This is a genomic window from Megalodesulfovibrio gigas DSM 1382 = ATCC 19364 (genome assembly GCF_000468495.1).
Taxonomy (GTDB): Bacteria; Desulfobacterota; Desulfovibrionia; order Desulfovibrionales; family Desulfovibrionaceae; genus Megalodesulfovibrio; species Megalodesulfovibrio gigas.
The window spans coordinates 3,187,387-3,205,387 of sequence record NC_022444.1 but is presented as its reverse complement, the minus strand read 5'-3'; the positions used below and the strand labels follow the sequence as shown (position 1 = coordinate 3,205,387).

At 61.6% G+C, this 18,001-nt stretch carries 19 protein-coding genes; 7 read left to right on the top strand and 12 right to left on the bottom strand.

The genetic code is table 11. The features are described 5' to 3' along the window. Window positions 1-7 precede the first annotated feature (7 nt). The 9 genes from DGI_RS14085 to DGI_RS14045 all read right to left on the bottom strand — a co-directional run bounded on the left by DGI_RS14085 (window position 8) and on the right by DGI_RS14045 (window position 8,138). On the bottom strand, window positions 8-391 hold the full coding sequence (locus DGI_RS14085) for a response regulator (protein WP_021761837.1): 384 nt from the start codon (window positions 389-391) through the stop codon (window positions 8-10). 12 nt (window positions 392-403) lie between these two features. Next, window positions 404-2,059 (bottom strand): sensor histidine kinase, encoded by a 1,656-nt coding sequence (locus DGI_RS14080; RefSeq protein ID WP_021761836.1) that lies wholly within the window; start codon window positions 2,057-2,059, stop codon window positions 404-406. Window positions 2,060-2,062: 3 nt separating this feature from the next. Then, entirely contained in the window at window positions 2,063-4,714 is a 2,652-nt protein-coding gene (locus DGI_RS19475; RefSeq protein ID WP_021761835.1) for a PEP/pyruvate-binding domain-containing protein, read from the bottom strand. 63 nt (window positions 4,715-4,777) lie between these two features. Further along, window positions 4,778-5,161: a response regulator gene (locus DGI_RS14070; RefSeq protein ID WP_021761834.1), complete on the bottom strand. Its 384-nt coding sequence runs from the start codon at window positions 5,159-5,161 to the stop codon at window positions 4,778-4,780. A 98-nt stretch (window positions 5,162-5,259) separates the two neighbouring features. Beyond that, entirely contained in the window at window positions 5,260-5,766 is a 507-nt protein-coding gene (locus tag DGI_RS14065; protein ID WP_144284203.1) for a hypothetical protein, read from the bottom strand. A gap of 15 nt (window positions 5,767-5,781) precedes the next feature. Further along, window positions 5,782-6,063, bottom strand: coding sequence for a hypothetical protein (locus DGI_RS14060; RefSeq protein WP_021761832.1), 282 nt, complete (start codon window positions 6,061-6,063; stop codon window positions 5,782-5,784). 70 nt (window positions 6,064-6,133) lie between these two features. Further along, entirely contained in the window at window positions 6,134-6,724 is a 591-nt protein-coding gene (locus tag DGI_RS14055) for a DUF4881 domain-containing protein (protein WP_021761831.1), read from the bottom strand. A gap of 32 nt (window positions 6,725-6,756) precedes the next feature. Further along, the gene (locus DGI_RS14050) at window positions 6,757-7,809 is read right to left on the bottom strand and encodes a sulfite exporter TauE/SafE family protein (protein WP_021761830.1); all 1,053 of its coding nucleotides are present in this window, start codon (window positions 7,807-7,809) and stop codon (window positions 6,757-6,759) included. A 32-nt stretch (window positions 7,810-7,841) separates the two neighbouring features. Further along, on the bottom strand, window positions 7,842-8,138 hold the full coding sequence (locus DGI_RS14045) for a DVU0150 family protein (protein ID WP_021761829.1): 297 nt from the start codon (window positions 8,136-8,138) through the stop codon (window positions 7,842-7,844). A 437-nt stretch (window positions 8,139-8,575) separates the two neighbouring features. Here DGI_RS14045 and DGI_RS14040 point away from each other — a divergent pair, with 437 nt between their 5' ends. The 3 genes from DGI_RS14040 (at window position 8,576) to thpR (ending at window position 12,220) form a co-directional block, all read left to right on the top strand. Further along, window positions 8,576-11,065: a sigma-54-dependent transcriptional regulator gene (locus DGI_RS14040; RefSeq protein WP_235619954.1), complete on the top strand. Its 2,490-nt coding sequence runs from the start codon at window positions 8,576-8,578 to the stop codon at window positions 11,063-11,065. Between the two features lie 66 nt (window positions 11,066-11,131). Then, window positions 11,132-11,641 carry a CinA family protein gene (locus tag DGI_RS14035; RefSeq protein ID WP_021761827.1) on the top strand — a complete coding sequence of 170 codons (510 nt, stop codon included), beginning with the start codon at window positions 11,132-11,134 and terminating at the stop codon, window positions 11,639-11,641. Between the two features lie 3 nt (window positions 11,642-11,644). Continuing rightward, window positions 11,645-12,220 carry an RNA 2',3'-cyclic phosphodiesterase gene (thpR, locus tag DGI_RS14030; RefSeq protein WP_021761826.1) on the top strand — a complete coding sequence of 192 codons (576 nt, stop codon included), beginning with the start codon at window positions 11,645-11,647 and terminating at the stop codon, window positions 12,218-12,220. 72 nt (window positions 12,221-12,292) lie between these two features. Here thpR and DGI_RS14025 read toward each other — a convergent pair whose 3' ends face one another. Next, window positions 12,293-12,793, bottom strand: coding sequence for a hypothetical protein (locus DGI_RS14025; protein ID WP_021761825.1), 501 nt, complete (start codon window positions 12,791-12,793; stop codon window positions 12,293-12,295). A 244-nt stretch (window positions 12,794-13,037) separates the two neighbouring features. Here DGI_RS14025 and DGI_RS14020 point away from each other — a divergent pair, with 244 nt between their 5' ends. From DGI_RS14020 to DGI_RS14005, 4 genes are all read left to right on the top strand, one after another. Then, a complete protein-coding gene (locus DGI_RS14020) occupies window positions 13,038-13,484 on the top strand; it encodes a universal stress protein (protein ID WP_021761824.1) in 447 nt (148 codons plus the stop codon). A gap of 140 nt (window positions 13,485-13,624) precedes the next feature. Beyond that, entirely contained in the window at window positions 13,625-14,785 is a 1,161-nt protein-coding gene (hisC, locus tag DGI_RS14015) for a histidinol-phosphate transaminase (protein WP_021761823.1), read from the top strand. A gap of 1 nt (window position 14,786) precedes the next feature. After that, window positions 14,787-15,458, top strand: a complete 672-nt coding sequence (gene cmk / locus DGI_RS14010; RefSeq protein WP_021761822.1) for a (d)CMP kinase — start codon at window positions 14,787-14,789, stop codon at window positions 15,456-15,458. Window positions 15,459-15,902: 444 nt separating this feature from the next. After that, window positions 15,903-16,637, top strand: coding sequence for a carbonic anhydrase (locus tag DGI_RS14005; protein ID WP_021761821.1), 735 nt, complete (start codon window positions 15,903-15,905; stop codon window positions 16,635-16,637). Between the two features lie 112 nt (window positions 16,638-16,749). Here the strand turns inward: DGI_RS14005 and DGI_RS14000 are convergent, their stop codons facing one another. Both DGI_RS14000 and mazG read right to left on the bottom strand, forming a co-directional pair. Beyond that, complete coding sequence (locus DGI_RS14000; RefSeq protein WP_021761820.1) at window positions 16,750-17,244, bottom strand: hypothetical protein; 495 nt, start codon at window positions 17,242-17,244, stop codon at window positions 16,750-16,752. Then, complete coding sequence (gene mazG / locus DGI_RS13995) at window positions 17,217-17,993, bottom strand: nucleoside triphosphate pyrophosphohydrolase (protein WP_021761819.1); 777 nt, start codon at window positions 17,991-17,993, stop codon at window positions 17,217-17,219. The genes DGI_RS14000 and mazG overlap by 28 nt, the downstream gene beginning before the upstream one ends. Between the last annotated feature and the right edge of the window lie 8 nt (window positions 17,994-18,001).

The window sequence follows — 18,001 nt, the reverse complement described above, 5'->3', positions numbered from 1 at the left end:
TCCTTGCCTATTCGCCGCGCAGGGCCTTGCGCTCTGCGGCGATGTGTATTTTCTGCAGTAATTCATCAATGTTGTATGGCTTGAGCACGTAGTCGAACGCGCCGTAGCTCATGCCCTCCAGGCCGGTTTTCACCGACCCGTGGCCCGTGAGCATGATCACCTCCACGGTGGGATGGCGTTTTTTGATTTCCTTGAGGGTGTCCAGGCCGTTGAGGTCCGGCATCATCACATCCAGAATCACCACGTCCACGGTGTGGGCCTCCAGATGTTCCAGTCCCTTGCGGCCGCTGGTGACACCGGCGGCAGACAGGCCGCGCTTGCCCAGCCGCTTGACAATCAGGGACACGAATTCCTCTTCGTCATCGATGATCAAGACATTCACGGGTGCCATGGGGGGCTCCGTTCAGCAGGCTGCCACCTGGGGCAGGTGCACGGTGAAGGTGGCGCCTTGGCCTTCTTCGCTGGCCACGGTGATGCGACCGCCCAGTTTTTCGATGATGCCGTAGCTGATGGACAACCCCAGCCCGGTGCCCTCGCCCACCTTTTTGGTGGTGAAGAAGGGATCGAAGATCCTGTCCTGCACGTGTCGCGGAATGCCGTGGCCCGAGTCCGTGATGGAGGCGTAGACCTCGGTTTCGGTGTGTCCGCTGGAAATGACGATCTTGCCGCCGCGATCGATGGCGTCGATGGCGTTCTCCAGCAGGTTCAGAAACACCTGCTGCAGCTGGGCCGGATCCGTGGTGATGCAGGGCAGGGAGCGGTCGAAGTGTTTGTCGATGCTGATGTTGCGGTACAGGGCCTCGCTTTCCAGGAACTTGGTGGTCTGCTCCAGCACGGCGTTGAGGTCGATGTGTTCCTGCATGGGCTCCATGCGGCGGGCAAAGCCCAGCAGCCGATGCGTCACGGTGCGGGCGCGCTCCACATGCTGATCTATCTTGACCAGGGCTTCGTCTATTTCGTCAAAGTTGGCGATCTGCGTTTTGTTCTCTTCCGACAGCAAATCGCGGATCCAGCCGGCGCTTTCGCGGATGAGGGTCAGGGGATTGTTGACCTCGTGCGCCACGCCGGCGGCCAGCTTGCCGATGGCGGCGATTTTGCCGGACTGCAGGAGCGCGGCATCCATGGCGGCCTTTTCCTTGTCTGCCTGGGCCAGCCGGGCCACGATGCGGCTGGAGGTGAAGAGGGCCCCGGCCAGAACGATGAAGGCCCCGGCCAGGACGATGAAGAACGTCTGGCGCTGCGTGCGCAGCAGGGGGGACATCTCCTCCGCCGGATCTTCCTGCACCACCAGCATCCAGTTGGCCTGCTGCAGCCAGGTCATGCCCGTGAGCAGGGTTCTGCCGTTGGGCAGGCTGGATGCATACAGCCGGGCCCCGCCAAAGTGCCCGTCCATGCGCAGGGAGGCCGTGCTCAGCACGCCGCCGTGACGGGAGGAGAGGGTCTGCAGCACGCCCTGGCCGTTTACCAGAAAGGCTTCGGCCTGCCGGCCCATGGGCACGGCGCGCACCAGGGAGGTGAAGACGTCGGAATCCACGGTGGCGCGCAGGGCCCAGACCTTGTCCGGCTCCCGGCGCAGTACCGCCACGATGCAGTGGGGGTAGTTGCGGAAGCCCAGGAAGGTATCGCTCACATGGATGCCGCGGCGCATGACCTCGTTGAACCACACTTCCTGGCTGTAATTGAGCCCTTTGAGCTTGTACGGGCCGGCATAGGCCACGTGGTTGCCGTCTTCGTCGATGACGCCGATATCCATGAAGGCCCGGAAGTTGCCTTGCAGGGTGCCGAGCACGCGGGTCAGGCGATCCTGATCGCTCAGCTCGGCCAGGGTGTAGCTTTCGGCCACGGTGCGCAGCTGGGCCAGACTGGCTTCCAGGAACATGTCGATGGCGTTGCGCTTGTCTTCCATGATGATGCGCAGGGCGCGTTCCACTTTTTCCGTGTAGGCTTGGCTGAAGGAGGTGTGGATGAAGTAGCCCAGGGTAAACAGGGGCGCGAGGGACAGCACCAGGGTGGCGCCGATGATTTTGAGGCGCAGGGCGGTGTATGGCGTGGATTGCATGGGCTATGCCTCTCCGGATTCCATGGCGGCGACATGCAGCAGATCCCGCCGCAGACTTTCGCGGGTGGCGGCGGCCCGGGCTGCATCGCCCATGATCATATCCAGTTGCCGGGTGTGCTGCACCAGGTGCCCCACCAGCCGCAGGGCTGTTTCCATGCGGGGCTGGTCGTAGCCTTCCAGCCGGGCAGTGAGGGTATCCATGCGCACTTCCACGTCGAAGTCGTGCTCGGCCAACAGATCGGCGATGAGTTGGGCCCGGGATTCGCGGCGGTCGATGCTGGCTGCGCCGCCGTTGTAGTTGAAGAACAGGGTGTTTTCATCCACCTGGGGGCCGGCCATGGCCTCCACGGTGCAGAAGTGAAAGCCCGTGCGCGACTGCAGGCTCATGAAGTAGCGGGAGATGAGGAAGTACGTCTGCTGTGAGAAGGCGGACGCCATGCCGGGTTCCAGGTTCGGATTGGCGGTGGCCTCCAGCATCACGGACATGAAGCCCCGGGTGTCCAGGGCGGGCGGTCCCTGCCAGGGGATGGCCGTGAGCCCCTGCCAGTAGGCCAGCATGGGGGTGCTGGCGATGTCGTCCAGGGTGACGGTGGGGCCGTCCACGGGCTTGTTGAAGCCGTCGTCCAGATCCACCACCCAGTACTGCATGGGGCGGCCGTCCAGGAGCAGCTGCTTGCTGATGCCGATGGGGAAGGCCTGGGCGCGGCTGCCGTGTTCCTCGCCGGAGCGGAACATCTCGGCCACGGCTTTTTCGTGGCAGAAGCGGGTGATGTCGTGCAGGGTGGCGCAGTAGTCCGGATGGAAGGTCGCGGCGGCGGGATCCAGAAAGGTCAGCGGCACGATGAGGGACGCCACCTGCTCCAGCATGCGGTGGGCCGGGCTGCCCAGCAGGGTGTTTTTGCGCGGGCAGGGCGCGGCCTGGAGCACGTCTTCGCGCCGGCCGGGCAACACCAGACGGCGGTCCGCATCCACGGTGATCTCGCCGGCATTCTCCAGCCGCTCCACGGCGTCCTCGATGCCAAAAATGGCCGGCACACCGAATTCCCGGGCCACGTTGGCCAGATGCCCGGCCGTGCTGCCGCTGGCGCTGACCACCGCCGCCGCGCGCTGCAGCAAGGGCGCCCAGCGGGGCAGGGCCTGTTGCACCACCAGCACGGCCCCGGCAGGGAATTGCAGCAGGTGCGCCCCCTGGCGCACCACGAACACCGGGCCCGCCGCCACGCCGGGGCTGGCGGTCTGCCCGCCATGGGCCAGGGCCTCCTGCTGCAGGGTGGCCAGCTCGTCCTGGGCCGCGTCTGCCGTGGTGTCGGCGCAGGCATCCTGCACGGCCAGGGGCCGGCACTGCAGCAGCACCAGACGGTCGTTGGCGTCGAAGGCCCATTCCACATCCTGGGGCGTCCCGAAGTAACGTTCCAGATCCAGGGCCAGCCAGGCCACGCGCAGGGCCTGGGCGCTGTTCAGGCTGGGCTGTTCCTGCAGGGCCGGGGGCATTTCGTCCAGCATCACCCCTTCTACGGGATGCAGGATAATGCGGCTGGTTTTGACGGCGATGTGCGATTCCAGCACCTGCCCGTCGGTGCGTGCCAGGATGAAGCGATCTGCCGGGGTCTGCCCGTCCACCACGGCCTTGGGCAGGCCGAAGACGCTGTGGATCTGCACGGTGCCATCCTGGGGAGCCATGGGATTGGCGGAGTAGGCCACGCCGCTGGTTACGGCGTCCACCATCTCCAGGCAGCCCACGCACATGGCCACTTCCTCGTCCAGGAGTCCCTTGGCCTGGCGATAGGCCATGGCCGTGACGCCGTACTTGGAGGCGGCCACCTCCTTGTACTGCTCCAGCAGGGAGGCGCGATCCACATTGAGTTCCGTGCGATACTGCCCGGCAAAGGAGGCGCCGTGCGCGTCTTCGCCCAGGGCGCTGGAGCGGACGGCCACCTTGACCGGTCTGCCGCACTGGCGTTCCAGCTCGGCGTAGGCATCCAGAATGGCCTGGGTCACGTCTTCCGGCAGGTCCGCTTCGATGATGCCGTGCTGCACAGTGGAGGACAGGGCGATCAGATCGGGCAGGGAAGAGGCGTCTGCAATCTGAATCCGTCGGTTGAGCTCCTCCTGCAGGCCCTGGAACGTGAGAAACCTGTGGAAGGCTGCCGCCGTGATGACGAAGCCCCGGGGGATTTCGGCATGCACCGCCCGTGCGGCCTGGGCCAGGGTGGCCAGCTTGCCGCCTATTTCCAGCGCCTGCTGCATGCCTGCCTGCTGCAGCGCAATGATGTACGGGCCGGAAGCCGCCGCCGCATGCGTGCGCAAAGAATCTTCCATGGACGCCTGGATACGCTTGAAGGAAGTCTGCAGCGCATCGTACTTGCCTGGGGCCATGCCATCCAGAGAGCGAATCATGGTGAAGACGTTGGTGGAAATATCCACGCAGGTGCTGCGCAATGTCTGGATGGTGAAGCTGCGTTTGCCTTCCCGCGATTCTTCAAGAAAAGCCATGGCATGCAAAGACTTGCTGTTTGCCTGCAACAATCGTTTGAAGTGCAGGCAACGTCCCTGGAATTCCTTGCGCAGGGACTCCAGAGCGGCGAGGGCGGTTGGATCCTGCTCCGGGCTGGCCAGCCCGAGCCACTGGGAGATTCTGTTTCGCAGTGAGACCATACGGAGCTCCTTGCCGGGTTGTCCTGTTGCAATGGATGCAATGCGCAGGAACTGCAACGGCTCCTACATACCGCCGATGGAGCGCATGGAATTGGCTTCCTGGATTTTCATCAGCAGATAATCAAACGACATGGGCTTCATCATGTAGTCAAAGGCGCCAAGCTCCATGCCCTTGACGGCGGTTTCCACGTCGGCATGTCCTGTCAGCATGATCACCTGCGTGTCTGGGCTGAGGATGCGAAGCTGACGCAAGGTTTCAATCCCGTCCATGCCGGGCATTTTTACATCCAGAATGACGACATTGAAGAAGCTGTTGCGGATCAGATCCAGAGCCTCCTGGCCGCTGGAGGCCACGTGCAGGTCTATCTTGCGTTTGGCCATGCGCTTTTGCATGAGGTCCAGAAAGTCCTGTTCGTCATCCACCAGAAGCACACGCGTGGTATCCATGGAGGGGCTCCAAGGTTGCAATGCTGCTGAGCGTTGGGGGGCGGAACCGTCGCCGCAAGTCCCGCCCCGTGACATCCGCCGGTCTTGCGAGGGGTGCGTCACTTCGCCACCTGTTGCCGCAGGTCGAGCAGAAGGGTTTCGATCTGCTCCAGCGCGGCTTTGGTTTCCGCGGGGTGGTCCTGCATTTTCAGGGCGGCGGCCTTGAGGGACATTTCCATCAACGCGCCCTGCAGGGCAGCGGCTTGCATGGCCTGCTGCTTGACTTCCATGGCGGCGAGTTGTCCTTCAAGCTTGCCGAAGAATTCCTTTGCCTTGGCTTCCATTTTGGCATCGGCGCGTGCTTCGATGGCGCTGATGGAGTCGGTCATGGAGGCAGTCACGCCCTCAATGCGATATGCAAGCGCGCTGTAGGCAATGACGATGCAGACAATCAGGAATCCGCTCAGGCAGGCAATCAGCAGTCCCTTGCTCCAGCTTTTGTAGCTTTGCTGCTGATCCTCGCTTCCTGCTTGCGCCACGCCGTGCAGCGCTTCCAGTCTTTTACCCAGGCCTAGCATGATGGTGCTCCTTGTTTGTTGTGGTAAGGAATCCAGTGCTGCAGGCATGCATGGGCGTTCGGATTATCCTTGCGCTGTTTGCACGCCAGGAACAATGGTGGTTGCAGTCTGCGGGGCAGCCTCCCCGGCTTTTTCATGTTTACGCAAGGCGCGCAGAAGAATGAACAGAATGCACAAGGTAGGGATGGCAGCCCCAAAGAAAATTGTCATGAAGGTGGTGTTCACGCTTTCTGACTGTGCAGCATAATACATGGCCACGCAGAGTTCAACGAGGATAAGCAGATCGGTGATGCCCACCAGGATCAGCTTCTTGCCGCTGTGCACTTGCTGTTCGATCACGTCCATTTGCCTTGCTCCTGCGCTTGAGGGGGGCGCCCGGGCCGATTGGCAGCCCGGGCGTCCGTCCCTATGTGCCTTACTTCTTGTAGATGTCCGTCAGGGTGATGTTCATGAAGCGCGCGGCCTGGCCTTCTTCCTTGTAGAAGATGCGCACTTCGTCGCCGGCAATCCAGGTGTTGTCTGGCAGTTGGATGGCGTCGTCGTCCACGGTGAACTTGGCGAGCAGCCGCTGCCGGCCGGAGTACACCTGCACGGTGCGCTTGTCCTTCTCGATGATGGGGAAGGTCTTGCCGGCAACCATCGGATGGCTTCGGCCCACGTCGGTCATGATGTCCACAGGCGTGAAGGGGATCTTCTTGAAGTTTTTGGCGTCATGATCATACACCAGCACGAAGTTGTCCTTCACATTGAGTTCAATGCGCCCGCCGGGGGTGGGCAACGGCCCGATTTCGTGCGGGTCCTTGGGCATCCGCATGGTCACCGGAGGCAGCGCGGTATAGCGCGGGTTCTTCCGGTCGTGCGACTCTTCCTTGATGAAGGTGATGATGCCGGTCTCTTTGTTGAATTCCACCACGCGCCCCTGGATCACGTTGCCGTAGTCGCATCCCCACAGGAGCACCGGGAGGAGCAGAAGGGCGATTCTGGTAAGGATGGTATTGATTCGCATGAGCTGTCTCTCCATTGTCTCATTGACTACGGTTACGAGCGGGCCTTCTTCATTGCCAACTCCTTGCGTGCGCCATCCAGCATCTTCATGAAGATGTAAATGGAGAGCGCAGCCACCAGACCCAGCACCAGGAACGTGGCGCCCCAGTCGAGGTAGAACTTGAACGCGGGCAGGTACTTCACCGCGAGCTTCATGAGCACGGAGATAAGACAGCCCACCACGGCGCAGCCGAACGCCACCTTGATGCCGGTGCCCTTGATGTACTTGGTGGCCACAGCGCCGATCTGCGCGCCGATGGAAGCGCCCACCAGCATGATGATGGCGGCCACGAGCTCGGTGCGGCCCTTGAAGGTGTACGTGCCAGCGCCATACACGCCGGAGATCATGACTTCAAAGAGGTCCGTGCCAACCGCCACGTGCGTGGGGCAGCCCAGGAGGTAAATGAGGGCGGGCATGCGGATGAGGCCGCCGCCGATGCCCAGGATGCCAGCCAGCCAGCCCGTGAAGAAGGACACGCCGATGGGCAGCCAGATGGAGCAGTGAATGCCGGCCACCTTCAGGTACACCATGGGCGGAATCTTGATCTTCTGCAGCGTCTTGTGCCACTGCAAGCCGTGTTCGTCGGTAAGCGTTTCACCCTTTGCCGCAGCTTCGCGGGCCTTCTTCTTGGCCTTGGACACGTCGCTGAAGACCATCCATGCGATAAAGGTGAGCAACACCACATACAACCAGCGCACTACGACTTCCACGTTGCCCATTCGTTCAAGCCACATGACCATCTGCGCGCCGACTTCAAAGCCGGCCACCGTGCCGACGATCATGATCGCGCCGAGTTTATAGTCCACATTGCCGAATTTGCCGTGCCGCATGGTGGACACCAGCGACTTGCCGGCCATGTGAGCAATGTCGGTGCCAATGGCGAAGGCCATGGGGAAGCCGAGAATGTTCAGGCCGGGGGTGACCATCCAGGCGCCGCCCATCCCGAAGAACCCGCCGATGATGCCGACGCCAAGGCCCAGAATGATCAGGCCGGGCCAGAAAATATCCACGCCTGCGATGGGCATGTGTACAAAAAGCCATTCCATGATGGTATCCTCTCTGATTCCGGGTGTGCGGGTTAATGGCCGGGCAGGTCTTTGGAGGTGAGGTCGATGCCGATATGACTCATGACGATGTCAGCCAGCACACCGAAAATCACGCCCACCACGGGGATGAGGGCGCAGGTGAGCAGGGTGAAATACAAATGGCTGTCGTTATAAAGATTTCCCCACCACTTCAGAATGCCCTCCAGATCCCGCGTGTCGGAAACAATAACGATTGGAGCGCCGCCGCCACCCGCAGCCATGGCCACTGCCGGGACCAGAAGCAGCAACAGCGAACTGACCATTCCTATGAGCTGAATCTTGCCTCGCATGGTGTACTCCCTCAGCTGGTTGTTCGTGAATTTATGCGCAAACCATGCGTGCCATGAAGCAAGATTGGGGCCACTGATTTTATTGCTTGATTCATTGAATATGGCTTGGTAAAAAATCATATATTATCTAGGTGTTGCGCTTGTACGTGCAGAATTGTTTGGATGTTGCAACAAATCGTGCAAGGTTCGAAAGTATTGCGCAGGAGGAGTGTGCGGAATAATACTGGCGAGATGGGGGCGGTCCGTGGCGGGGGACGCTCGGTTGAGTAGGGCGATCAATGGTGAGGAGGTACGTTGTTTGCTCGATTGCTGTGACGCGCATGGCAGTGCATGCTTGACGAGGGGTTGCTTGCGGGATAGGGGGCGTGTATTCGGCGAGATTGGAGGTGGATGTGGGATACTTTGGCGACGATGCGCAGCAGATTCGCGTGCGGGCCATGCTGGGGCATGTGCCGAACCTGAGCCGGTCGTTGTTTAGAACCCGCCTCTTCATGTATCTTGCACCCAGTGTCATCGCTATTGTGGGGGTGACGGGATGGGTCGGCTATAGCATTTCAGACTATTATATCCATGTCGGCGTGGAGCGGATGACAAAGGTGCTGAATCTTGCCATGGGCAATGCACTGGAGCAGCACCTTGAGTTGTGCCGGCAAGACCTGCTGAACATTGCCCGGCATGAGCCCACTGCAGAAAATTTGCGGATTTTTTTGGAGGACAGGGCGGCCATTCGTGGTGCCGCCTATGCCGAGCTTGGCTATATCCCATTGGAAGATCAGGCGGTCGTCGTCTATGTTGCAGATGGGCAGGCCATCAGCGCAGTGCCGCCAGGGCGCGTGGCGGAGATTCGCGGCAGCCCATTGTTGCTTTTCAACGAGATCAGAAATCTGGCTCCGGGAACCGTGCACATGACCGCCATGCGGGAGGTGGAATATCCGTTTTTTACATCGGATAAGCCCTACCGCCGATTGTCGTTGCACACATTCAGAATGATAACGCCCTATGTCGATGCAAGCGGGCAGGTCGTCGGGCATGTATTTCTCGGCATTGATGCCCGGGAACTGCGCAATGTGCTCTCCTTGTATAATTCCCCGCAGTCTCCCATCGCAGCCTTTCCGCGTAGCCCGACCATGCGCGTGGCGTACTTTTTTGATGCAGACGGGTGGATCGGCTTTCAGTCCGAGGACTATGCCCGCCTTGATGAGCCGCTTTCCACGCAACTTGCACGTTCCGGGTATTCAGGCAGCCTCGGGAGGCCTGAAAATCTTGGTGCATTCCGGCCTTTTGCAACTCATTTGCCGTTCTGGAAGATGGTGGGTGATGTGGCGGACGGGCAAAGCGGCATGATCACCCTGAAGGGAAATGATTTGCCGCCAGAGGCGACGGGCGAGTATTTTTTGGCCTACGCACCGGTGCACTTCAGCAGCGTGGCCAATGCAACACCGCAGATTGTTGGCGGCGTTGCCTATCTGGATCGCAGCCGGCTGCCATTGCTGGCCGGCTATGAGCATGTGGATACGCTGCTCGTGGTCATGGTCGCGTCCATGGCGTTTGTGCTGGTCATCATTTATGTTGTCGGCACGCAGGCCTCCAGACCGTTGTATGCCCTGGCCGATGCGGTCCGGGCCATGCGGTTTCAGGATCGCCTGCTGCCGCTGTCGCTGGAGGTGCATGGCTACGAGACGCGCATTTTGCGCGATGCGGTGAATCATCTTGTGGGCATTGTAAACGCGCAAATCGAGGAGCTGTGCGCCAAGGATCGCGCCATTGAGACCGCCGGCATGAAGGAAGAGGTGAGCATGCACAAGGTGGCGCCAGATTTGGAACAGGCCCTGGACGACAGCATGGTGCCAGGCATTGTTGGCAGGGGGTTGCGCATTGAGGCACTTCGTTCGGAAATTCTCAAGGCGGCCCGGGCCAATGTGGACGTGCTGATCATCGGCGAGACAGGCACCGGCAAGCAGCTGGCGGCTGAAGCCGTGCACCGTCTGTCCGACCGTTGCACTGGGCCGTTCATCAGCATCAACTGCGGCGCGCTGGATGAAAATCTGTTGCTGGATACGCTGTTTGGCCACACCAAGGGCGCATTCACAGGCGCCAAAACCGATCGCAAGGGCGCGTTCCTGGAGGCGCACGGCGGCGTGCTGTTTCTGGACGAGATTCAGGCTGCCTCGCAGAAGGTGCAGCAGTCCTTGCTGCGTGCAATTTCCATCCGCATCATCAAGCCCCTTGGAAGTGACAAGGAGATTCCGGTGGATGTGCGTCTGATTGCTGCAACAAACATCGATTTGAAGGAAGCCATCGAGCGCAATGAATTCAGGGAAGACTTATATTTCAGGCTGAATGTCATCACCATTCATACCCCTGCATTGCGCGACAACCCGGAAGATATTCCTGCACTGGCCTTTTACTATCTGCACAAGGCTGAAAAGCTTGTCACCAAAGAGCGCGTGGCTTTTTCCAAGGGCGCGTTGGAGAAACTGAAGCAGTACGACTGGCCCGGCAATGTCCGCGAACTGAAGAATGTGGTGACGCGTGCGGTGGTCATGTCAGAAGGGCCTGTGATTTTTGCGGAAGATGTATTGCTGGACGCCGAAGCCAAGTCTGTGGATGCATCGCCGGCCCTTGCCGAGGCGCATGAGGGGCGAGGCGAGGATGCTGCCGCTGTTGGATCCGGTCTGCGGACCGCTTCCGAGACGCGCCTGAATGCCCGGCAGCAGCGTGTCTGGCCGAGCATTCGCGAGCGGGGCGAGGTGACTCGCGCCGAGTATGAACAGCTCGTCGGCGGCGATATCCCCTCGCGCACTGCAGCCTATGATCTGCAGGATCTTGTCCGCAAGGGCCTGCTCATCAAGGCCGGCCGGGGACCCGCCACCAAGTATCTTGTTGCCGCGCACAAAATTTCCTGGCACGCCGGAGAAACGGTGTGATGCACGCAGTGGCATGTTGTATCTGCCTTGTTTCAGGATCGATCACTTTTTTTGTGGAGATAGACGATGCAACAGTGTCTGTGTTCTCCTGCAACAGATCGGATCATTGAGGCTTTGGCCGCGCAATTGCGTGGGCGCGGCTGGCGATTGGCCACGGCAGAGAGCTGCACTGGAGGTCTTGTGGCCGCCTGCTGCACGGCTTTTTCCGGCAGTTCGGCGTGGTTTACCGGCGCTGTGGTGGCCTATGACAACAGCATCAAGGAGCATGTGCTGCGGGTGGAGCCGTCGGTGCTGCGTGCACACGGCGCGGTGAGCGGGCCGTGCGTGGAGCAGATGGCCCTGGGGGTGCGGGCGTTGCTGCGCACCGAGGCTGCGGTGGCCATTTCCGGCGTGGCTGGCCCCACTGGCGGCACCCCGGGCAAGCCGGTGGGCACGGTCTGGATTGCCTGGAGCGTTGGGCAAGATCTTACCGCACAACGGTTTTTGTTTTCCGGCGATCGCACTGCGGTGCGTCTGGCCGCGGTGGAGGCAACCCTTGCCGGCCTGGCGGAGAGGCTGGCTTCTCAGGCGGGATGAGCCATGCGCTGCTTCATTGGCGTGCCCTTGCCCGAGGCCTGGAAGCAGACGCTGGAGACCCTGATCCGGCACTGGACGCCGCGCTTTGCCACGCGCCTGCACTGGACCCGGCCCGAAACCTGGCATGTGACGTTGCAATTTCTGGGCAACGTGGATCCGGGGCGAGTGCCGTCCATTGCAACGGCCCTTGCCCGCCTGCAGTTTCCCCGATTTGCCCTGCACGTGGAAGGGGGAGGCTATTTTCCCGAGGCGCGGCAGCCGCGCGTGGGCTGGCTTGGATTCGGAGAAGGGACAGACCGGCTGGCCCGGTGTGCGCAGGATCTGGCCAGCCTGCTGACCCCGCTGGGATTCCCTGCGGAGTCACGGGCTTTCGTCGCACACGCCACCCTGTTTCGGGTCAGGGATGCAGCACCCCGGCAGGACGACCCCTGGCAGATTTTGCCGCAGCAACTGGCTGCGATGGCGTGGCCGCCGGCCCTGGTGGAACGGATTGTGCTTTGGCACTCGACATTGGACCCGGCCGGCGCACGGCATGCGCCGCTGGCCTGGGTGGATGCGTCGGATGCCGTGGATGCATGACACCGCGCAGGGCCGACTGTCATGCCGGCCCTGTTTCGTCCGCAGGGAGCCTCTGCTGTCTGGGGCCGCTCTCTACAGATAATCGCCGCGGTTGAACTTGAAGCGTTCCGTGACGGCAAGGATCTCCAGTTCATCAACCACGGACTGCAAGGCGGCGTTTCCTTCAGGCAGATCGGGGAGCGACTGCTTGAGCTGATCCACCTGTGTGGAGATTCCTTCCAGCACGCCATACGCATTCCGAAGTCCACCCTGTGCGGGGTCCCCCTTCAAGGTGGAGGCGTAGGATTCCAGTTGGTCCAGAACGGAGTCGAGGTGTTCCATGACCGTGCGCCCTGTAAGAGGAGTTTCCTCCGCCGCATCCTCCGTGGCCGTTTCAGCGCAGTCAACGCCGGCAAGGAGGGGAGGAGCCATCAGGGATTTTGTGCCGGGGGTCTCTTGCGCAACGCAGGCAGTGTCTTTTTTGGCCGATTCCATGGCCAGCACATCGTCGAACGTCCCTGTTCCAGACGTCTGCCGGGCGCGTTGCACGTCCTCTTGCCGCAAGGCTTCCAGATATTCTGATTTGATCTTCATGCTGCACCTCGGGGCGGTGTTTTAGACGAATTATGCAAGGAGCCTGCCATGGTGGCCTTGTTTAGGCATATATAAATATTTCAGCGTGTTGACGTATTTCGCCTGAGGAAATTTTTGCCGCCATCATCAACGCAAAGCAAGGCTACTGCAGAAGAAAGCAGTTGTCTAATACCGCGCTGCTCTGGCAAAACAACGGTGTCCGTGCTTCCGATCAGGCACGGCAAGACCCTTGAGGAGGGACAGTATGGCAACCATCAAGAAAGTGCTTTGCGCGCTGGATTTTTCCGAAATTAGCCCCAAGGTGGCGGATTACGCCAAGACCATCGCCGGCCAGTTTCAGGCCGAGATTGTGGCGTTGTACGCCGCGCCGTCCTTGGCGCAGTATGTGGGGTTCCATGTGCCGCCCAATTCCATTGATTCGTTTGTGGGAGAAATCGTGGCCGGGGCGGAGAAAACCATGGATGATTTTCTCAAGGAGCATTTTGGCGACGCCCCGGTGCGGGGCAAGGTGGTGACCGGGTATGCCGCCGAGGAAATCCTCAATGCCGCCGAGGAAGAGAAGGCAGATATGATCATCATGGGCACCCATGGCCGCAAGGGTATTGATCTCATCCTGTTCGGCTCGGTGGCGGAAAAGGTGGTCAAGAGCTCGTCCATCCCGGTGCTGACCATCCGGCCCACGGCGGCATAGTTTCGACGCGCGCACAAGCGCATGGCGTGGTGGCCGGGGCGGGCGAGGCACGGTGCAGAAACCGCCCCCGCCCTCTTGCCTGCGGCGCGGGGAGACGGTATGCATTCTGCATTCTGCACCCTTTAGCGCACCCGGCCGTCATGACACAAACTTCTTCCGCCAGTTCCAGCCCCGAGTCCGCCTGCCTGCAGCAAACCCTGCGCCCGCAGGTGCAGGCCTTTTCCGCGTATGTCCCCGGCTTGTCCATTGCAGAAATCATGGAACGCCATGGGCTTGCGCAAGTCATCAAGCTCGCCAGCAACGAGAACCCGCTGGGCGCCTCGCCAGTGGTCATGCGCCGCGTGCGGGAAAGCGCCGGCTCTGCGTTCCGCTATCCCCAGGCGGGCACGCCCCGGCTGCGCAAGGCCATCGCGGCCAAGCTGGGCGTGACACCGGAGATGATCGTCCCTGGCAACGGGTCCGATGAAATCATCGACCTGCTCATCCGCGTCCGCGCCCGGCCGGAAAGTGAGCATTTTCTGGCCTTCTCGCCCTGTTTCAGCATCTATACCCTGCAGAGCGCCCTGCAAGGCGTGGCGGCGCGGCAGGTGCCCCTGAATCCGGATTTCAGTTTTCCCTTCGAGCAGTTGGCCAGTCTGGCCACGCCGCAGACGGCCCTGGCGTTTGTGACCAATCCGGACAATCCCTCCGGCCATGCCGTGCCGGCGCAGGCCATTTGCCAGTTTGTGGAGTCGCTGCCGCATTCCTGCATTGTGGTGGTGGATGAAGCCTACGTGGACTTTGCCCTGCCCGTGGAAACCTACAGCATGCTGCCGCATTTGCAGAAGTACCCGAATGTGGTGGTGCTGCGCACGTTCTCCAAATGCTACGGTCTGGCCGGGCTGCGTCTGGGGTATGGGGTCATGCATCCCTGGCTGGCCGATGCGCTGATGCGCGTGCGGCTGCCCTTCAGCGTGAATCTGCTGGCAGAGGAAGCCGGCCTGGCCGCCCTGGAGGACGATGTTTTTTATGCCGAAACCGTGCGCGTGGTGGCGGAAGGACGCGAGCAGTTGACTGCCGGCCTGACCGCCCTGGGCTGCAATGTGCAGCCTTCCCTGGCGAATTTCCTGCTTTTCCGACTGCCGGCCGGCTGCGCGCTCACCGCGCGGCAGGTGTTTGAGGCCTTGCTGGCGCGCGGCGTCATCATCCGCCCCCTGGAAAGCTACAACCTGCCGGATGCCCTGCGCGTGAGCGTGGGCACGGCGGAAGAAAACGCCGTCTTCTTGGACGCCCTGGAGGCAGTGCTTGGGAACAGATCATAACATGCCGGCCGTCATCACCCTGGACGGCCCCGCCGGCGTGGGCAAGACCACCCTGGCCCGCCGTCTGGCGGCTGCCCTGGGGGTGGCGTTTCTGGATACTGGCGCCATGTACCGCGCCGTGGCCATGTCCCTGGGGGAAAACGGCTGGGAGCTGCCCGAGGCGGAGATTGCGGAACGGCTCTCCCGGCTGTGCTTCTCCCTGCATGGCAGCGGCGAGGAAACCGCCCTGGCCATGGACGGCTTTGCCCTGGGCGACGAACTGCGCAGCGAAGAGGTTGGCCGTTGGGCCTCCCTGGTGGCCCGGTTGCCCGTGGTGCGGCAGTGTCTGGTGACAGCCCAGCGTCAGATGGGCAGCGCCAAATCGTTGGTGGCCGAGGGGCGGGACATGGGGTCCGTGGTCTTTACGCAGGCGGCCTGCAAGTTTTTCCTGGATGCCCGCCCCGAAGTCCGCGCCCTGCGTCGGTACCATCAACTCCTCAGCCTGGGCCAGACGCCGCAGCCGCTGGAAGAGTTGGTGGAGGCCCTGCGCATTCGGGACGAGCAGGACCGCACCCGCCCCATCTCGCCCCTCAAGCCCGCCGAAGACGCCATCATTGTGGATACATCCGACCTGGATGTGGAGGAAGTTTTTGCACAGTTGCAGGCGCAGGCGGCGGCCTGCCTGCGGCGCTAGGGCATTTTACTTTTGAAAAAGGACATTGCGAGAGAGGAAACCTTTTTGCAAAAGGTTCTCCCCTCTCTCGCGCTCCCCTTCCAAAACTTTCATAGTGACCTTGAATCACCATAAACAGTCTTTGGAAAGGGGGCCTCTCTCGAAAGGGGGGAAGAACCTTTCTTCAGAAAGGTTTTCCCCCGAGAATTCCTTTCAAAGATAACTTGCTCTAGTGTTGCGTCCTCAAAATATGTCCATATATGAAAGACGCAACACTGGGCCGCCCGCAAGGCGGCCCCGGAGCCGCAGGCTCCGTGAGTCCGCCAAAATCCGCGCATTTTGGCGGACGGTCCTCCCCGAAATAAGATGATGGAAACATCGCCTTATTTCGGGGGCGTCACACCAGGAGGGAGACGCACGCGCATACGTTCATCAACCCCAGCCCAATGTTTTGGGGGAGGTCATATGTCCAAGTCGTTGCGTATGTGGATGTTGGTGTTGGCCCTGGTGGCCATGCCCTTTGTCGCCTCGGCGTTGTCCGAAGGCCCGGGCGTCACGGCCGAGCAGGCCATGGCGCTGCTGGTGGACGGCAACGCCCGCTTTGTGCGCGGGGACGTCATCCATCCCAATCAACGGGAAGACCGCCGCAAGGGAACGTCCCTCAACGGGCAGCACCCCTTTGTGACGGTGTTGTCCTGTGCGGACTCCCGCGTGCCGGCGGAAATCCTCTTTGACCGTGGGATCGGCGATGTCTTTTCCGTGCGCGTGGCCGGCAACGTGGCGGCCGTGGACGAAATCGGCACCATTGAATACGGCGTGGAGCACCTGGGCACCCCCTTGCTGGTGGTGCTGGGCCATACCCAGTGCGGCGCGGTGACGGCCGTGGTCAAGGGCGAGCAGGTGGGCGGCAACATCCCGCAGCTCGTGGCCCCCATCGTGCCCGTGGCGGAACGCGTCAAGGCAGCCATGGCCGGTCAGGAAATGAACGCCGTGGTGGCCGCCGCCATTGAGGAAAACGTCTGGCAGGTCATCGACGACATCTTCAAGGGCAGCCCCATCGTCCGCCACTTGGTGCAGGAAGGCAAACTCTCCGTGCAGGGCGCCATGTACGTGCTGGAATCCGGCACGGTGCGCTTCATGGGCAAGCATCCTGCGGAAGAACGCCTGCTGGCCTACACCGGCGGTCCGGGCGGACACTAGACAACAGTCTCCGTAACAAGAACTCTCGGGGGAACACCTTTCTGTTCTTTCCAAGAAGGGGGCTTGGGGGAAAGGTTTCACTTTTATGGTGATGCAACGTCCTTGTTCGCCATTACGGCGTCAGCACGGTGCGGCAGTCCGGGATGTCGTACTGCCAGCCGGCAAAGTGGCCGTACTGCCGCAGCAGTTCCTGAAACATGCCCTGGAAATCCTGCTCCACCCGGGCCATGCCCACGGTGAAGCGGCAGGTGCCCAGATCCAGCACCCCATGCCCGGCCACCACCACGGTGCGGTCGAAGGGGAGATAGGGATTGTTGTCTGCAGAGCGCAGGGCCACGGCGGCTTCGATGGTCACCTGCCCGTCGGGCCGTGGCGCAGCGGTGACATACCGGATGGATCCCTGCCGTTGGTTGCCCAGGCAGAATTGCTGGCACACGCCGGCCAGCAGCTCATCCGCCTGGGTGCGCTCGATGACGATGGCGGTGATGTCCTGCGGCTGGGCAACGGCCGGGACCGCTGCGCCAAGTGCAAGGGAGAGTGCGATGGCGAGTGTCAGAACGCCGCAACGCAGGCGAGCGATTATTCCAGCGTTTTGATTTCGTTCCATAACGCATCCTGCTCTGCCAGGGAGAGGGCGTCCAGGGCCAGACCGCGTTCCCGGGCCAGGGTCTCCATGGCCTGAAACCGGCGCAGGAACCGCTGATTGGCCAGATCCAGGGCGGCGTTGGCCTTGATGCCGTGGCGGCGGCCCAATTCCACCAGGGTGTACAGGTAGTCGCCGAATTCCTGCTCCATGGCTGCGGCGTCCTGCTGGTCCACAGCCTGGCGAAATTCCGACCATTCCTCCTGCAGTTTGGCTTCCACGGCGGCGGTGTCCGGCCAGGTGAAGCCAATGCGGCTGGCCTTGGCGTGCAACCGGTAGGCCTTGAGCAGGGGCGGCAGGCCGGGAGGCAGGGAATCGTACAGGCCGGCCGGGCCGTGTTCGGTTGTTTTTTCCGCGCGTTTGATGCGCTCCCAGTTGCGCAGCAGCTCTTCCTGGGTGCGGACTTCCGTATCCCCGAACACATGGGGATGGCGGCGGATCATCTTGGCGGCAATGCCCTGCAGGGAGTCCTCCAGGGTGAAATCCTGCTGCTTCTCGTAACAGGCCCCGATGAAGCAGAGCAGGAAGAAGAGGTCCCCCAGTTCCTCGCGGGCGTCGTCCGCACTGCCGGCGCGGATGGCGTCCACCAGTTCGTACGATTCCTCGATCAGATGATCGCACAGGGAAGGCGGGGTCTGTTCCTGGTCCCAGGGGCAGCCGCCAGGGCCCAGCAGCCGGGCGATGACCTGGCGCAGGTTGTCGAAGGCGTCCATGATGGGTG

What these genes read in the sequence shown, in the direction of transcription:
- DGI_RS14040 (WP_235619954.1), top strand. Translation starts at nt 8,576, where the DNA reads ATGCTGGGGCATGTGCCGAACCTGAGCCGGTCGTTGTTTAGAACCCGC.
- DGI_RS19475 (WP_021761835.1), bottom strand. Translation starts at nt 4,714, where the DNA reads ATGGTCTCACTGCGAAACAGAATCTCCCAGTGGCTCGGGCTGGCCAGC.
- DGI_RS14025 (WP_021761825.1), bottom strand. Translation starts at nt 12,793, where the DNA reads ATGAAGATCAAATCAGAATATCTGGAAGCCTTGCGGCAAGAGGACGTG.
- DGI_RS14000 (WP_021761820.1), bottom strand. Translation starts at nt 17,244, where the DNA reads ATGGAACGAAATCAAAACGCTGGAATAATCGCTCGCCTGCGTTGCGGC.
- DGI_RS14005 (WP_021761821.1), top strand. Translation starts at nt 15,903, where the DNA reads ATGTCCAAGTCGTTGCGTATGTGGATGTTGGTGTTGGCCCTGGTGGCC.
- DGI_RS14060 (WP_021761832.1), bottom strand. Translation starts at nt 6,063, where the DNA reads ATGGACGTGATCGAACAGCAAGTGCACAGCGGCAAGAAGCTGATCCTG.
- DGI_RS14065 (WP_144284203.1), bottom strand. Translation starts at nt 5,766, where the DNA reads ATGCCTGCAGCACTGGATTCCTTACCACAACAAACAAGGAGCACCATC.
- DGI_RS14020 (WP_021761824.1), top strand. Translation starts at nt 13,038, where the DNA reads ATGGCAACCATCAAGAAAGTGCTTTGCGCGCTGGATTTTTCCGAAATT.
- DGI_RS14045 (WP_021761829.1), bottom strand. Translation starts at nt 8,138, where the DNA reads ATGCGAGGCAAGATTCAGCTCATAGGAATGGTCAGTTCGCTGTTGCTG.
- hisC (WP_021761823.1), top strand. Translation starts at nt 13,625, where the DNA reads ATGACACAAACTTCTTCCGCCAGTTCCAGCCCCGAGTCCGCCTGCCTG.
- thpR (WP_021761826.1), top strand. Translation starts at nt 11,645, where the DNA reads ATGCGCTGCTTCATTGGCGTGCCCTTGCCCGAGGCCTGGAAGCAGACG.
- DGI_RS14035 (WP_021761827.1), top strand. Translation starts at nt 11,132, where the DNA reads ATGCAACAGTGTCTGTGTTCTCCTGCAACAGATCGGATCATTGAGGCT.
- DGI_RS14085 (WP_021761837.1), bottom strand. Translation starts at nt 391, where the DNA reads ATGGCACCCGTGAATGTCTTGATCATCGATGACGAAGAGGAATTCGTG.
- DGI_RS14055 (WP_021761831.1), bottom strand. Translation starts at nt 6,724, where the DNA reads ATGCGAATCAATACCATCCTTACCAGAATCGCCCTTCTGCTCCTCCCG.
- DGI_RS14070 (WP_021761834.1), bottom strand. Translation starts at nt 5,161, where the DNA reads ATGGATACCACGCGTGTGCTTCTGGTGGATGACGAACAGGACTTTCTG.
- DGI_RS14080 (WP_021761836.1), bottom strand. Translation starts at nt 2,059, where the DNA reads ATGCAATCCACGCCATACACCGCCCTGCGCCTCAAAATCATCGGCGCC.
- cmk (WP_021761822.1), top strand. Translation starts at nt 14,787, where the DNA reads ATGCCGGCCGTCATCACCCTGGACGGCCCCGCCGGCGTGGGCAAGACC.
- mazG (WP_021761819.1), bottom strand. Translation starts at nt 17,993, where the DNA reads ATGGACGCCTTCGACAACCTGCGCCAGGTCATCGCCCGGCTGCTGGGC.
- DGI_RS14050 (WP_021761830.1), bottom strand. Translation starts at nt 7,809, where the DNA reads ATGGAATGGCTTTTTGTACACATGCCCATCGCAGGCGTGGATATTTTC.